Source organism: Arthrobacter sp. ISL-85 (genome assembly GCF_018613675.1).
In the GTDB taxonomy this organism is placed as follows: domain Bacteria; phylum Actinomycetota; class Actinomycetes; order Actinomycetales; family Micrococcaceae; genus Arthrobacter.
Genome location: NZ_JAGGPQ010000031.1, coordinates 1 through 14,999 on the forward strand (window position 1 = coordinate 1; position 14,999 = coordinate 14,999).

Here is a 14,999-nt window from a genome sequence, read left to right on the forward strand (position 1 = left end):
CTCCTTCACCCATATCGTCTAGAGGCCATGATGCCTCCGCGCAGACACGCCTCTTGCCAGAAACTTTGAAACCAACTTCGCGCGCGAGCCCAACTGCCGAACAAACAAAGTTGCGTAAGAACTTCCCTTGCCTCGCGCCAGGGTGTCCCAGGTCCCAGGTTTCGAGACTCTTGGGCTGCGCTTAGGGCGCGCTTCATTCTCAGTGCCAGTCGTGAGCGTGTCGTCGATTCGACACGCCAGTGCACCCCGGCCGGTGCAGCTCACGAAGGCCCCGCATGAGGTTCTTAAGGGCCGAGTCGCAACCCGACGCTTTGCAGAGGCGACTTCCACCGAATCGAGATAAGGCTCCGTCACGCGCCACACATCCGAGCGACCGGGAGAAGGCCACCGCACTTTGCAGAGTCGGCGGCACGGTGTAGCCGACTTGGGGGCGGCCAGATCATACCTATCAATAACTGGCGACCCGCCGGAACCCGGAATGCCAAGCTTTGTCAACACTAGTCACGCCAATAAGCCTCAGACCTGTGGTAACACTGTGCCCGAGGTGGGACTCAAACTACATTCCAGCCCTTGGAAACACAGGGCAGCCGCGAAAACATGCGGAAACCGGAGCAGATCGAAGTCTATACGAGGCAGTACGAGACGAATAGTGTGGACATCGTCCACCCACGCCACGGTTGTTATTGTGACGTGGCCCGGGCAGTCCGACGTCGATTCAGGCCGGTAAAGGCGATCCGTCGTCCGCCGCGGTGGCGCTCCATGCAGGCTTGTGGTCTGCAGCAAGCGCCTGGCGGCGACGGTAGATCTGGATACCGATAGCCACCGGTATAGCAGTAACGGCTACTGCCCGCATCCACGGCCTGTCCAGAGCATGACCAGTGAGGGCATCCAGGGAAACCCGCCCTGGTCCCCCGATCGCGAAGGACGTGGCCGCCAGCCCGAGCACAGCCGGATATTCCAGGCCTCCGTCCATAGCGAAGAAGCCGTTCGGCGCGTGGACGCTGGCAGCCACACCCATGGTTGTGGCGGCGACCGCTCCGGCCGCCGGCGTGGCGAAGCCCAGAGCAAGCGCCAGTCCGGCGCCCGCTTCACCGAGACCGGCCAGCATGGCACTGGTCTTCGCAGGGCGGAAGCCCATGGCATCCATGCCCTTGCTGGTCTCCTCAATACCGCCGCCGCCGAACCATCCGAAGAGTTTCTGCGACCCGTGAGCGACGAGCACACCGCCGAGTGCGGCACGGAACAGTGTGCGGGCCGCGGTTGTGGCCGCCGGCGCTACATTTTCATGACTCACGGTGATGAACCTTCCGATCAATGATGCGGGATCAAGCCTTCGGGCCATTCTAGGACAGCCCTTTCGGATCCCGACGGCGGCGTCGTCCTCACGAGCCATCACTGCTCCTACAGAGTCTGCAGGAGCATCGCTGCCGCGGCGATGGGGTCATCCCGCTCATGGACCCTCTGCACGGTGCTGGATCCTTTCGCCGTGGCGAACGGATTCCTCTCCGTCCCCGGAATGGTGCTCAAACTCGACGCGGGAGTCGACGTTCGCCACGTAGACCACCTGCACGGTTAGTGATTCAGCTTGGGGAGTCGAGGGATGCTCGGTTCCGCCAACCTCACAGGTACTGGGCTGGGCAGCTCGGTGAATGCGACCCGTGAGCTGTCTGGCAATTGGATCCGAGATGCCTTTGCGTCATGGACAACTGCGAAACTGCAGAGTATTGGAGTTCAGGCCTGGGCTAAGCACGTGCGGCGCGCCCGAGATGAATCGATCCCCCCGCCAACCTCATCTTTCTATCGACACGCGGCGCAGAGGGGCATCACACTCCGGATGTACGATGTAGCCCGCACCCCAAGCGCGACAGTACATCCAGGGAGGCAGGAATGAACACGGCATTGTTAGAGGGCAAGGTCGCCATCGTTACCGGCGGCGGACGCGGACTCGGGCATGCAATGACGCTCGGCCTGGCCCGCGCTGGCGCCAGCGTCGTCATCTCGGCCGCGCGCGAGGGCCACGAGATCGGCAGGGTCGCCGATGAGATAAACGTCATGCTCGGCGTTCGCCGCGTGCTGGCGGTGCAAGCGGACGTGACCCAGGAAGCCGATTGCCGGCGCTTGGTCGACGAAGCACTCGCTACCTTCGGTGGCCTTCACATCCTGCTCAACAACGCCGGACGCGGCATGAAATACGTGAGCGCGGCCTTCCTGACCGAACCTACGCGGTTCTGGGAAGTCGACAGTGACACCTGGCGGACTATTATCGACACCAACGTGAACGGTCCGTTCCTGATGGCCAAGGCGGCCGTGCCGCACATGTTGCACCAGCGCTGGGGCCGCATCATCAACATCACCATGAACCACCAGACCATGCGCCGCGCCGGCTTCTCGCCCTACGGCCCCTCCAAGGCGGCGCTCGAATCCGAAACCGTAATCTGGGCACAGGACCTGGCCGGATCGGGCATCACTGTTAATGGCCTGCTGCCCGGCGGCGCGACCGATACGGGCATGATCCCCGACGGTGTATCCGAAGCAGTGCGCAGCCAATTGCTCCGACCCGAGGTGATGGTCGAGCCGCTGCTGTGGCTGGCTTCAGAGGCCTCGGCTGATATCACGGGCACCCGCCTGGATGCGACGCGCTGGGACAGCACCCTTACGCCCGACCGGGCCGCTGCAGCGGCATTCGACCCTGCCGGCTGGGCCAGCGAGTCTTCGCACTGACCGCCTTGATATCGCCGTGTGCGATCACCAAGAACCTCCCGGGTCCGCGTCGACAGCGTTTGAAGAGGGGACGCCAACACAAGGTCGGTGCCACCCTGGCAACCTTTAATCTGTCCGCGCCTTAGCGAATCGGCGATGTCTGATACGGCTGACGGAATCTCCGTCTTCTCCGTCCCGGGTACTACCGTCTGACTGTCTTGCAACTAGAACGCGTCGGTGAGTCTTCATGTTCGGCCCTGGCCTTTTGCAATGTTGCTTGAGAGCGATCGTGCCGAACACAAAGCTGCCGCCCTTGTTCTGTGCGGATCCGGCCCCCGGTCGACTTGGCGCTAACGTAGGCAACGGTGGGCGTGAAGCAGAACTCCCGAAATTGTTGCGGCGCACTACCCATCGATATCCTTTACTAAGGGTGCTTAGTATTGGGGTCCCTTAAGAACCTATTTCGCGAAGGGGCTGGCAAGCCGGGTTTTCCCGGCCGGCCAGCCACCTCAAACCCTCGAGACCTCCAGCCCATCTGGGGGACTCAGAGGTCCTGTACATATCCCACTCCCTCGTGACTGATGCACGCGTACCTAGATGACGCGCGCCTTGAGCGCGCTTGTGCGCGGCCGCGGGGTGGACATAGGAAAGAGAGCGAACAATGAAGGCAGTAGTCTACAAAGGACCGAACGACGTCAGCGTCCAGGACGTACCGGATGCGAAGATTGAGCACCCCGCGGACGTGCTGGTGCGCATCACCTCAGCGAACATTTGCGGCTCCGACCTGCACATGTACGAAGGCCGCACCAGCTTTGAACCCGGCCGCACTTTCGGGCACGAGAACCTTGGTGAGGTGGTGGAGACCGGCCCCGCGGTGAGCAAGGTAAAAGTCGGGGACCGGGTGGTGCTGCCGTTCAATATCGCCTGCGGATTCTGCAAGAACTGCGAGCGGGGCTTCACGAACTACTGCCTGACGATGCAGCCTGAACCCAAGCTCGCCGGCGCCGCGTACGGGTTCGCGGACATGGGCCCGTACCAGGGCGGGCAGGCCGAGTACCTGCGCGTGCCGTACGGGGACTTCAACTGCCTTCGCCTGGGCGAGGACGCGGTGGAGAAGGAACTCGACTATGTCATGGTCGCGGATATCTTCCCCACGGGCTGGCATGCCACGGAGATGGCCGGGGTGTACCCGGGCGACTCCGTTGTCATCTATGGTGCGGGACCGGTTGGGCTCATGGCCGCCTACTCGGCCATCATCAAAGGCGCCGGCAAGGTCATGGTGGTGGACCGACAAACCGACCGGCTGAAGCTCGCGGAACAAATTGGCGCCATCCCTGTCAATGATGCGGAAGTGGATCCTGTCGAGTTCGTCAAGGACCAGACCATGGGCTTCGGGGCAGACCGGGGCTGTGAATGCGTTGGCTACCAGGCGCACGATCCCGGCGGAAACGAACATCCCAACATGACCCTGAACCGGCTGGTGGACTCCGTCCGGTTCGTCGGCGGCCTGGGTGTGGTTGGTGTGTTCCTGCCCCAGGACCCCGGCGGCCCGGACAAGCTTGAGCAGCAGGGCCAGGTGGCCTTCGATTACGGAAACTATTGGTTCAAAGGACAGACGATGGGGTCGGGACAGTGCCCGGTCAAGAAGTACAACCGGGCCCTGCGTGACCTCATCGCCGGCGGAAAGGCCAGTCCCTCCTTCATCGTCAGCCACGAGCTGACACTTGACCAAGCCCCTGAGGGCTACAGGAACTTTGACAGCCGTGAAGACGGCTGGACCAAAGTCGTCCTCCACCCGGCCAGCGCCTAAGAAAGCCCGGACAGGAGAACCTTCGATGGTAAGACAAGCAATTCATAGGACGTGGTACTGATGCGGGCAATGGTTTACCGCGGTCCGTACAAAGTACGGGTCGAAGAAAAGGACATTCCAAAGATTGAGCATCCGAACGACGCGATCGTCCGGGTCAGCAAAGGCGCCATTTGCGGGTCCGACCTCCACCTTTATCACGGCATGATGCCGGATACCCGGGTGGGGATGACGTTCGGGCATGAGTTCGTTGGCACGGTGCATGAGGTGGGTTCCTCGGTGCAGAACGTGGCGGTTGGCGACCGGGTGATGGTGCCGTTCAACGTGTACTGCGGCTCCTGCTACTTCTGCGCCCGTGGCTTGTACTCCAACTGCCACAATGTCAACCCGAACGCGACGGCGGTGGGCGGCATCTACGGCTACTCCCACACCTGCGGAGGATACGACGGCGGCCAGGCGGAATTCGTACGCGTTCCCTTTGCTGACGTGGGGCCGTCGAAGATTCCGGACTGGATGGACGAGGAGGACGCAGTGCTGCTCACCGATGCCTGCCCCACCGGCTACTTCGGCGCCCAACTGGGCGACATCGCCCAAGGCGATACCGTGGTGGTGTTCGGCGCGGGCCCGGTAGGCCTGTTCGCCGCTAAGTCCTCCTGGCTTATGGGCGCAGGGCGGGTGATCGTGGTCGACCACCTGGAGTACCGGCTGGAGAAAGCCCGCAGCTTCGCCCACGCAGAGACGCTCAACTTCGCTGAGTATGACGACGTTGTGGTGCACCTGAAGAAGGAGACCGACTACCTGGGCGCCGACGTCGTCATTGACGCAGTAGGGGCCGAAGCGGACGGCAACTTCCTCCAACACGTCACCGCTTCCAAGCTCAAGCTGCAAGGCGGCTCCCCCATCGCCCTGAACTGGGCCATCGACTCCGTCCGCAAAGGCGGGACAGTGTCCGTCGTGGGCGCATACGGGCCCATCTTCAGCGCTGTGAAGTTCGGCGACGCCATGAACAAAGGCCTCACCCTGCGGATGAACCAATGCCCGGTCAAACGGCAATGGCCACGCCTGTTCGAGCACATCCGCAACGGCTACCTCAAACCCAGCGAGCTGGTCACGCACCGGATCCCGCTGGAACACATCGCGGAGGGGTACCACCTCTTCTCCGCCAAACTGGACAACATCATCAAGCCGCTCGTTGTCGCCGACCAGTCCTGAAGGGAAAGCGCACCATGACTGAGACAGCCACACCATATATCGCCGAAAAACGCATACCGAGGAGGGCCGCGGAAGAGCTGCGGGCCCAGATCCCGGGATGGGGTGCTGACCTCGACCCGGCCGACCGGCCCTCCTACCCCCGGGAGCAACCCGGGATCGAGACCGGCGCGCACTGGGACTTTCCGGAACGGCAACCGGAGAAATGGCCTCGGGAACGCTCCGTCGAGCATGCCTTCCTCCCGCCGGTTTTCGGGACCTCCACCCCTCCGGCCGGCGTCTCCGGCGCCATCCGAAGGTACGCCTACAAGTACAGTGAGGGCCGGGCCGCGCACTGGCTGTTGCTGATCGGAGCCGACCGGGTAGACGCCTGGGAACACCACCTTAAGTCCTTTGCCACCTTGCACCCCGACAACCCCTTCACCGAAACCGGTGTGGCCAGCGAGTTCCGCCGGGGCGGTCTCCGCTCCCGGTACGGGCAAAAACGAGCGGACGTCAACCACCAGTGGATCGATCCGATTATCGTCGGCGGCCCCTGGGTGCTGGCGGCCGTAGGGCTCGCAGCAGCACTCAAGGCCCAGCGAAAACGCCGCACAGCCTGACACCCGTTCCGCCGCCGCGGCGGCAGAACTCCGGCGTTTACCGGAACCAGCGTACGCCGCATTTCCTGCCGCGGTGACCTATGCGAAGTGGGCACCGCGGCTGGAGTCCCGTGATCTTGAGATCCGCTCTGACCCAAACAGCGGACCATCGGCCCGTCACGGTCAATCTCGTCTGGAGGGCAGCTTCTGCAATGTCGCACATTGATCGCAAGGCTCTGGTTTCGGCCATCATCGGTCTAGTTATCGCATTCGTTCCGGCGCTGCTCGGTGCTCCCGAACTCGCCCCCTTGATCGGATGGTCTGTCGCTGGCTGCGTCTTCCTGATCTGGTCGTGGACAAAGGCGTGGTCCGCTGGTCCGGAGGCTACGGGTGAACTAGCCCGCCATGAAGGTCGATCTCGAAGGCTCGTTGACTCCCTCATCATCGGCGCGACGTTCGTCAGTCTCGTGGCGGTCGTCTTTGCATTGATCCGCAGCCAGCAGAAGGATTTCATCGGCGTGGCCGCGGCCATCCTGGCCGCTCTCGGCGTGGTGCTCGCCTGGGCTCTCGTCAACACTGTCTACGCCTTCAAGTACGCTCGGATGTACTACCACGACGACCGCCATCGCTTCCGCTTCAACCAGGACGAGGACCCGTCGTACAGCGACTTCGCCTACGCAGCCTTCTCAATTGGCATGTCATACAACGCGAGCAATGTGAACGAGTCTTCCACTCCCTCCCGCAGGATCGCCCTGGGGCACGCTCTGCTCTCCTACTTCTTCGCCACCTTCGTCGTCGCAGTGGCGATCAACCTCGTCGTCAGCCTCGGCCAGTCCAGTTGACTGGACACGGGGTGGATCTCGGTCCTCACTCACGCAACCCCTACCCCGAGGTGCCCTCGCCAGGGAGGCAGCGACCTCCGCTTGGGTTTCTGCTCCCCTGGGTAAACGCAATCGCTACCTGACGGAATCACAATCATCGGCGCTCAAGGGACGCTAGCCGGAGCATCTTACGACTACAACCCGTCGGCGAATCGTCCGGTCGGGCCGCCCTTTCGCAATCTTGCTCGAGAGCGTACCTGCCCTGCCATGCGAGCGGACCTGGGCGGAATGCGGAGTTGCCAGCCCGCCCCATCACCGCCGTGGTCCAGGATGTCACTTGTCCTTGGGCGGCTGCCCCTTCAGAGGAACGGCCCGAGTGGCGCTGTTGCGTACAACAAGTGTGGGTGCGATCGGTGTGCGATCCACCTCCCTCCCCTCCATCGCGCCGACAAGCACTTCCATACTCATTAGTGCCAATGCGGTGAAGTCCTGGCGGACAGTGGTCAGCGGCGGCAGGAAATAGTCTGAGCCTTCGATATCGTCGAAGCCGACGATACTTACGTCGTCCGGGACGCGGACACCATTCTCCGCGAACGCCCGAATGAGCCCGAGGGCGGTGTGGTCGCTGGCTGCGAAAATCGCTTGGGGAACCGTGCCGCCGCGGACAAGCTGGAGGCCGGTTTCGTAGGCCCAGCGGGGGGTCCAGTCGCCCTCGAGGCAAAGCCCTGGTGTAAGCCCGGCAGCACGGAGCGCAGCCTCCCAACCGCGTTTGCGGACGCGTCCATCGAACCAGTCCATTGAACCGGCGACGTGGGCGATGTCTGTGTGGCCGAGGTCGATGAGGTGTTGGGTGGCGAGCCGGGCCCCGAGCTCCTGGTTTTCTGAGTAGGTGAAGACGCTTGGAGTCGACGATGCTCCTGCCGCAATCATCTCCACGGGTACGCGGCAAGAGGCATTCCAGACAGCCGCTGCCATACTAACCACGGGTGCGATGACGATGATTCCCCCTACACCGATGTCGTCGAGGGTGTCGAGTGCGGCCTGCACGGAGTCCTCATATGGCGTTTCGGCGCTGATGACAGTTGTGGCGTAGCCCTTCTTCCGGGCGACGTTTTCCAAGGCCATCAACGTCCCGACGGGGCCGAACCGTGGGGAGCCAGCAGCGACTATCCCAATGGACGTTGGCCGGCTTGTGACCAGCGCGGTCGCGGCCCTGTTTCGGCGGTACCCAATGTCCTGGATGACCTGCAAGACGCGCTGACGCGTCGCGGCACTGACATCCGGCGCATTGTTGAGCACCCGTGAGACCGTCCCAAATGAGACTCCCGCGATCTGTGCAACATCGTTAATCGTCGGCTTCCGGCGGATCGAGGCCTCCGGGCGCCGACGATTCGTCCCGCGTGGGACCGCAGCTCCTGTCATGCTCTCTCCTTTACTGCACCGCCCCGGCCTGCGCCGGAAGGGACATCCTGCGTCCTAATCCTACGTCCGCCCATGTGGCCTGGAAGCGCCTCGACTCAGGGCCGATGTGAGGATTGACACCCTCGACCGTAAACGTTTACGATCAGTTCCGTAAACGTTCACGGTCTTTATTTGGCGTTTACGGAAGACAGAATTCAACGGCGAAGGAGCGCAGATGCCTGGCAGTGCTGCAGACACACTTCCGCTCAATTCCCGTTTCAGTCTTCGGCATCTCCACCGGATGCAATCGGCAAATCTGGCATTGCTCCTTACGGACGACGCAGTCGATGATCTCGCCTTAGCTGTCCGCACCTTCGTCCCCGCTGGCTCTTCGGTCGTTGCCTGCATCTTCGATGACAGCGTGCTTTGGACCAGCATGCTCATCACCGTTGACGAATCCGGCCACGCCGCCTCGGTTTCCACCCTGGACGGCGCGGGCGCACAAGCCGGCGGTGACATGACCCACGCCGCAGGCGAGGTAGTGAGCTGGGTCCAGGCCCACTATGGGCCGTGCTCCCTTGGCTTTTTTGTCGACAGAGAGCACGCACAGGCGCTACTGCGGGCTTCCGACAAGGCGGAGTCTGTCCGCGCTGCCTCAGCCGCAGGCGCCCTAGTCCTGTCGCCAATTCCCCCGGCCCTCGCCATAGCCCTCGCCTGAAACAAGGCAATCCAACCATCCATCCACCCCAAAGCACTGGAGAACAATGATGATCCGCAGGCTTCCCCTCGTGGCCCTGGCCGCAGCCCTGTCACTTTCTGTCGCGTCCTGCAGCAGTTCGACCACGGCCTCCACAAACGCTCCTGACGCCGGAGTCTCAGAAAAGGCGCAACAAGCCCTGGACAAGATCACGGGCCAGGTCTTGAGCAAGGGCCCCAACGGGGAGACCCCCTCGCCGGCGTCCGCTGCAGACCTGACGCCCGAACAAATTGAGAAGATCAAGTCGCTAAATGCCACCGCCGCCATTGTGATGCACTACGGCGGCAACGACTGGGCCACTGCCCAGACCAACGGACTTAAGAGTGAATTCGAAAAGCTCGGCATCAAGGTCATCGCCACAACCGACGCGAACTTCAAGCCGGACAAGCAGGTCTCCGACCTCGAAACAGTGATGACGCAGAAGCCGAACATTATCGTCTCCATTCCCACCGACCCGGTGGCCACCGCCGGCGCCTACAAGAAGGCCGCCGCAGCCGGAACCAAGCTCGTCTTCATGGACAACATTCCCCAGGGTCTGACTGCCGGCCAGGATTACGTTTCCGTTGTTTCCGCCGACAACTACGGAAACGGCGTCGTCTCCGCCCACCAGATGGCGAAGGCCATCGGCGGCAAAGGCAAGATCGGACTGGTCTTCCACCAGGCTGACTTCTTCGTTACCAAACAGCGCTACCAGGGCTTCAAGGATACGATCACCAAGGAGTACCCAGACATCCAGATCGTTGAGGAAAAAGGCATTGCCGGCCCCGACTTCGCCGGTGATGCACAGGCCGCCGCGAATGCAATGTTGAGCAAGTACGCCGACCTGAAGGGCCTCTGGGCGGTCTGGGATGTCCCGGCTGAAGGCGTCATGGCTGCTGCCCGTGCCGCTGGACGGCAGGACCTGAAGATCGCCACTGAAGACCTGGGCAAGAACGTTGCCATCGCCCTGGCCAAAGACCAGCTGGTCGTGGGCCTCGGAGCCCAGGTTCCGTTCGACCAGGGTGTAACCGAGGCGCGGCTCGCGGCAGGAGCACTCATCGGCAAGCAGGCTCCGGCCTATGTGGCACTGAGCGCGTTGCCGGTTGACCACTCCAACGTCCTGGATGCCTGGAAGCAGGTCTACCACGAGGACGCTCCGAAGGACATCCAGGACTCCTACAAGAAGTAGCCACCGACGGTGCGGGGGGATCCGCCCCCGCACCGTCCCGAAAGGGCAACAATGAACACCGCAGACAATGCCGTCGAGATGCGCTCCATATCCAAGAGCTTCAACGGCGTTCCAGTTCTCAAGGACGTCAGCTTCGACATCCGGAAGGGCGAAGTCCACGCCCTGGCCGGAGGCAACGGGGCCGGCAAGTCCACCCTCATGAAAGTTCTCCAAGGCGTATACCAGGCAGACGCCGGCGAAGTCCTCATTGACGGCAAACCCACTCTCATCACCTCGATCCAGGATGCGAAGGCTGCCGGCATCGGCATGGTTTTCCAGGAGTTCAGCCTCGTCCCGAGCCTGACAGTCGCTCAAAACATCTTCCTCGCAGCTGAACCGCTCGGCTCCGCCGGCCTGATCGACGACCGCGCCGCCGTACGGCGGGCCAGGGAAGTCTTCGCGGAGATGGAAGTCAGCGTCGACCCCCAGGCTGAAGTGTCCCGGCTCGGGACGGCCTACTGGCAACTGACCGAGATCGCCAAGGCACTTTCTCAGAACGCCCAAGTGCTGATCATGGACGAACCAACCGCAAGCCTCGCCCGGCACGAGTCCGAAGCCCTCTTTGAACTCATCGACCGCCTGAAGCAACGCGGTATCTCCATCATCTACATCTCGCACCGCATGGACGAGGTCTACCGGCTGGCAGACAGGATCACCATCCTCCGGGACGGCACCCGGCTCCTCACCGAGCCGCTGGCAAACGTGACCCCCGAGCAGATCGTCGAAGGCATTGTCGGCAAGAAGATCGAGGGCGGGCTCGCCTACCGTGAACGCGTGAGCGTGGCACACGAGGGGGCTCCCCTGCTCGAGGTCCGCGGCCTGAACGCCGGCAAGCGCGTACAGGACGTGTCATTCTCGCTTCAACCCGGGGAAATCCTGGGGCTGGCGGGCCTCATGGGCAGCGGCCGGACGGAACTTGCACGTGCTCTTTTCGGTATCGACCGCCGCGACAGCGGCGATATCCTGATCCGCGGTGAGAGAGCCAGCCTGAACTCGCCACAACAGGCCATCGACGCCGGGATAGCGCTCATCCCGGAGGACCGGCGGGCGCAAGGACTGGTTCTGGACCACTCCGTCCGGGACAACCTGCTGCTGCCCTTGCTGGGCCAGATCAAGCGCGGACCTCTTCTTGACTCGACCAAAGGCAAGGACCTGTCTTCGTCGCTGATCAAGAAATTCGCAGTCAAAGTGGCGCACCCCCAACGTCCGGTCCGCCTGCTATCCGGCGGCAACCAACAAAAGGTTGTCATCGCCAAGTGGCTGGGCACCGACCCGGACATCCTCATTCTGGATGAACCGACAGCCGGCGTCGACATCGGCACCAAGAGCGAAATCCTGGAAATGATCCGTGAGCTGGCCAGTGCCGGCAAAGCCGTCATCGTCATCTCCTCCGAATACCCCGAACTACTCGCGGTCAGTGACCGCGTCCTCGTCCTCAAGGACGGCTCCGTCATCCGTGACATCCCCCGCAGCGACATCGCTGACGAGGAATATCTCCAACTTGCAGTCCAGGGAGTCTGAACAGTGAGCAAGGCAAACACCATCACGCCCCGGGACACCGTGGCAACCCGCAGTTTCGGAACCAAACTGAAGGAGCTGGACTGGCGACGCTACGTCATCTACATCGGTTTCGTCGTCGTCTTCCTCTTTTTCGCGGTTCTGCTGCGTGACCAGGGCTTCCTGTCACCGCAAAACCTGCTAAACATCTTCCGACAGACCGCCACCATCACCGTCATCGCCGTGGGCATGACGTACGTCATCTCATGCGCCGAAATCGACCTCAGCGTCGGATCCGTAGCCGGCCTGTCCAGCGTCTGTACCGCCATGGCCCTCTCCCAGTGGGGCCTGGTCCCGGGCATCCTCGCCGGCCTGGCCGTCGGACTCCTGGTCGGGTCCATCAACGGCGCACTGGTCAGTCTCCTCGGCATCCCCTCATTCCTGGTGACACTTGGCATGCTCGGCATCGCCGCCGGTGTAGCCCAGTGGATTACCGCCTCGGCCCCGCAACCGATCCTGAATGACACCTTCAACATGCTGTTTGGATCCGGTGACTTCGGCCCCATCCCCGACCTGGTCGTCTGGAGCGCCATTTTTGTTGCCATCGGCGCCGTCGTCCTGAACCGCACCCGGTTCGGCCGGCAGGTTTTGGCTACCGGCGGAAACCGCAACGCCGCCGAGTTCACGGGCATCAACACCAAACGCATCAAGTTCCAGGTTCTGCTGATTTCAGGTGCCGTCGCGAGCGTCGCCGGCATGCTGTATGCCGGCCGCCTGCAGTCCGGCCGGTTCCAGTGGGGAGCCGGTGACGAACTTTCCGCCATCGCCGCTGTCATCCTCGGCGGCACAAGCCTCTTCGGCGGATTCGGCTCCATTATCGGAACCCTGTTCGGCGCCCTCCTGATCGGCCTGATCAACAACGGACTAATCCTGGCCGGACTCGACAGCAGCCAGCAGCAGGTGGTCCGTGGCGCCATCATCATCCTCGCCGTCGCCCTCGCCCGGAAGAAGTAGCGCCCATGACCGCCACCCCACGAGCCGGGATTATCGGTACTGGATTCATGGGCGCCGTCCACTCCCACGCGGTTCGCGCGGCAGGAGGCACGGTCAGCGCAGTTGCCGGCAGCAGCCGGGCCAGGGCTGAAGCGGCCGCCGCAGCGCTGGGGGCCCAGTCCGTGGCCGGGTCCCCCGAGGCACTGATCGCACGCGAGGATGTGGATGTCGTTCACATCTGCACCCCGAACGCGACCCACGCCGACCTCGCACGCAAGGCAATTGCCGCAGGAAAAGCCGTCATTTGCGAGAAGCCCCTGGCCACCAGAGTGGAAGACGCCCTCGAACTGACCCGCGCCGCGCAGCAGGCAGGCGTCGTCGCGGCTGTGCCCTTTGTCTACCGTTTCTACCCCGCCGTCCGCGAGGCACGCGACCGCATCCGCGGCGGTGAGGCCGGCCGCCTCTGGCTGCTGCACGGATCCTACCTGCAGGACTGGCTGGCCGGTGCGGAAGCGACGAACTGGCGGGTCGACTCGAAGCTGGGCGGGGCGTCCAGGGCCTTCGGTGACATCGGTGTGCACTGGTGCGACCTGATGGAATTCACTACAGGACACCAAATCACCAGGGTCATGGCCAGGACAAGCCGGGCCTATGAGCAGCGCGAAACCGGCCGCACCCCGTACTCAGTGGCCACGGAGGACGGGGCGGTGCTCCTGTTCGAGACCGACAAGGGGGCCACGGGTTCGCTGGTGGTCAGCCAAGTCAGCCCGGGCAGGAAGAACCGTCTGTGGTTCTCCTTTGACGGAACCGAAGCGTCGTTCAGCTTCAACCAGGAACGGCCGGACACGCTGCACATCGGGCGCACGGATTCCAGCTCCACTATCCCCGTAGGCCCGCAGACCCTCGCCACCCCGGGCGGCCGGCGCTACGCCGTGCTCCCACCCGGCCACCCGCAGGGATACCAGGACAGTTTCAACGCCTTCGTCGCAGACACGTATGCGGCTGTCCGGGCCCAAGAGCCGGAGGGGTTGCCCACGTTCCGTGACGGCCTCCGGGCAGCCCTCCTGACCGACGCCCTCGTCACCTCTGCGGCACAACAATCGTGGGTCACCGTTGCCACGGTTGACACATTCGAATCCCTCGAGTCTTCCCCGGCAGTAGAAAGGCAAAAGCAATGAAACTTGGTTACTGTTCCATCACATGGGGCGGCGTCGTCGGACACCCCCAAGGCGTGACGAGCGTCAAGGACCTCTTCTATATGACCCATGGCTCCATGCGGGACGCGGTGCAGGACATTGCCGCGGTCGGCTACGAAGGCGTGGAAATGTTTGACGGCAACCTCGCCGAATACGCCGACAGGCCCGAAGAACTCAAAGAGATCCTCAGCACCAACGGCGTCGCGCTGACCAGCGTGTACACCGGGGCGAACTTCATCTACGCTGACATCCTCCCGGACGAGATGCACCGGATCCAGCGGGCCGCTGAACTGGCTGCGACCTTCGGAGCGGAACGGCTCGTAGTGGGCGGCGGGGCAAGGCGGGCGGCCGGGACCAGGGAAGACGACTACCTGCGCCTCGGTGAAGCTCTGGACAGGGTAACCGACATCGCCGAGGGCTTCGGACTGTCCGCGAGCTACCACCCACACCTGAGCACGATCGTCGAGAGCCCGGACGAGCTGTACAAGCTCATGCCGCTCACCCGGATCGGCTTCTGCCCCGACACCGCCCATCTTGCAGCCGGCGGAGCAGACCCGGCCGCAGTCATCCGCAAGTACCCCGACAGGATCCAGCACGTCCACCTCAAGGACTTCCAGCAGGATCCGTTCAACTTCCTCCCCCTGGGCGAAGGCGAACTGGACTTCCCGGACATCATCGCCGCCATCCGCGAAAGCGGATACGACAGCTGGTTGATGGTTGAACTCGACGGCTACGACGGCGACCCCAAAGCTGCAGCAGAAATTAGCAAGAAGTACCTCGACAAGCTCCTCTGACCCCACTTTGACCCACGGGAAGCCACACCAGGCGCC

13 protein-coding genes are annotated in these 14,999 nt (G+C 63.0%); 11 read left to right on the plus strand and 2 right to left on the minus strand.

The features are described from left to right. Positions 1-715 precede the first annotated feature (715 nt). Positions 716-1,294 carry a DoxX family protein gene (locus tag J7I84_RS20370; protein ID WP_214946341.1) on the minus strand — a complete coding sequence of 193 codons (579 nt, stop codon included), beginning with the start codon at positions 1,292-1,294 and terminating at the stop codon, positions 716-718. A gap of 593 nt (positions 1,295-1,887) precedes the next feature. Here J7I84_RS20370 and J7I84_RS20375 point away from each other — a divergent pair. The 5 genes from J7I84_RS20375 to J7I84_RS20395 all read left to right on the plus strand — a co-directional run bounded on the left by J7I84_RS20375 (position 1,888) and on the right by J7I84_RS20395 (position 7,139). Beyond that, the gene (locus tag J7I84_RS20375; RefSeq protein ID WP_214946342.1) at positions 1,888-2,721 is read left to right on the plus strand and encodes an SDR family NAD(P)-dependent oxidoreductase; all 834 of its coding nucleotides are present in this window, start codon (positions 1,888-1,890) and stop codon (positions 2,719-2,721) included. Positions 2,722-3,361: 640 nt separating this feature from the next. Next, entirely contained in the window at positions 3,362-4,510 is a 1,149-nt protein-coding gene (locus tag J7I84_RS20380) for a glutathione-independent formaldehyde dehydrogenase (RefSeq protein ID WP_214946343.1), read from the plus strand. 60 nt (positions 4,511-4,570) lie between these two features. Beyond that, on the plus strand, positions 4,571-5,719 hold the full coding sequence (locus tag J7I84_RS20385; RefSeq protein WP_214946344.1) for a zinc-dependent alcohol dehydrogenase: 1,149 nt from the start codon (positions 4,571-4,573) through the stop codon (positions 5,717-5,719). 14 nt (positions 5,720-5,733) lie between these two features. Then, positions 5,734-6,318, plus strand: a complete 585-nt coding sequence (locus J7I84_RS20390; protein ID WP_214946345.1) for a hypothetical protein — start codon at positions 5,734-5,736, stop codon at positions 6,316-6,318. Between the two features lie 191 nt (positions 6,319-6,509). Next, on the plus strand, positions 6,510-7,139 hold the full coding sequence (locus tag J7I84_RS20395; RefSeq protein WP_214946346.1) for a DUF1345 domain-containing protein: 630 nt from the start codon (positions 6,510-6,512) through the stop codon (positions 7,137-7,139). A gap of 312 nt (positions 7,140-7,451) precedes the next feature. Here J7I84_RS20395 and J7I84_RS20400 read toward each other — a convergent pair whose 3' ends face one another. After that, positions 7,452-8,540, minus strand: a complete 1,089-nt coding sequence (locus J7I84_RS20400) for a LacI family DNA-binding transcriptional regulator (RefSeq protein ID WP_214946347.1) — start codon at positions 8,538-8,540, stop codon at positions 7,452-7,454. Positions 8,541-8,820: 280 nt separating this feature from the next. Between J7I84_RS20400 and J7I84_RS20405 the strand changes: the two genes are divergently transcribed. Genes J7I84_RS20405 through J7I84_RS20430 form a run of 6 tightly spaced genes read left to right on the plus strand, consistent with a single transcriptional unit; the run spans position 8,821 to position 14,963 of the window. Continuing rightward, complete coding sequence (locus tag J7I84_RS20405) at positions 8,821-9,237, plus strand: hypothetical protein (protein WP_251046887.1); 417 nt, start codon at positions 8,821-8,823, stop codon at positions 9,235-9,237. 46 nt (positions 9,238-9,283) lie between these two features. After that, a complete protein-coding gene (locus J7I84_RS20410) occupies positions 9,284-10,444 on the plus strand; it encodes a substrate-binding domain-containing protein (protein ID WP_214946349.1) in 1,161 nt (386 codons plus the stop codon). Positions 10,445-10,495: 51 nt separating this feature from the next. Continuing rightward, on the plus strand, positions 10,496-12,004 hold the full coding sequence (locus J7I84_RS20415) for a sugar ABC transporter ATP-binding protein (protein ID WP_214946350.1): 1,509 nt from the start codon (positions 10,496-10,498) through the stop codon (positions 12,002-12,004). 3 nt (positions 12,005-12,007) lie between these two features. Then, a complete protein-coding gene (locus J7I84_RS20420; RefSeq protein ID WP_214946351.1) occupies positions 12,008-12,994 on the plus strand; it encodes an ABC transporter permease in 987 nt (328 codons plus the stop codon). A gap of 5 nt (positions 12,995-12,999) precedes the next feature. Next, positions 13,000-14,151 (plus strand): Gfo/Idh/MocA family protein, encoded by a 1,152-nt coding sequence (locus tag J7I84_RS20425; protein ID WP_214946352.1) that lies wholly within the window; start codon positions 13,000-13,002, stop codon positions 14,149-14,151. Then, positions 14,148-14,963 (plus strand): sugar phosphate isomerase/epimerase, encoded by an 816-nt coding sequence (locus tag J7I84_RS20430; RefSeq protein WP_214946353.1) that lies wholly within the window; start codon positions 14,148-14,150, stop codon positions 14,961-14,963. Before J7I84_RS20425 ends, J7I84_RS20430 begins: the two co-directional genes overlap by 4 nt. Positions 14,964-14,999 lie beyond the last annotated feature (36 nt).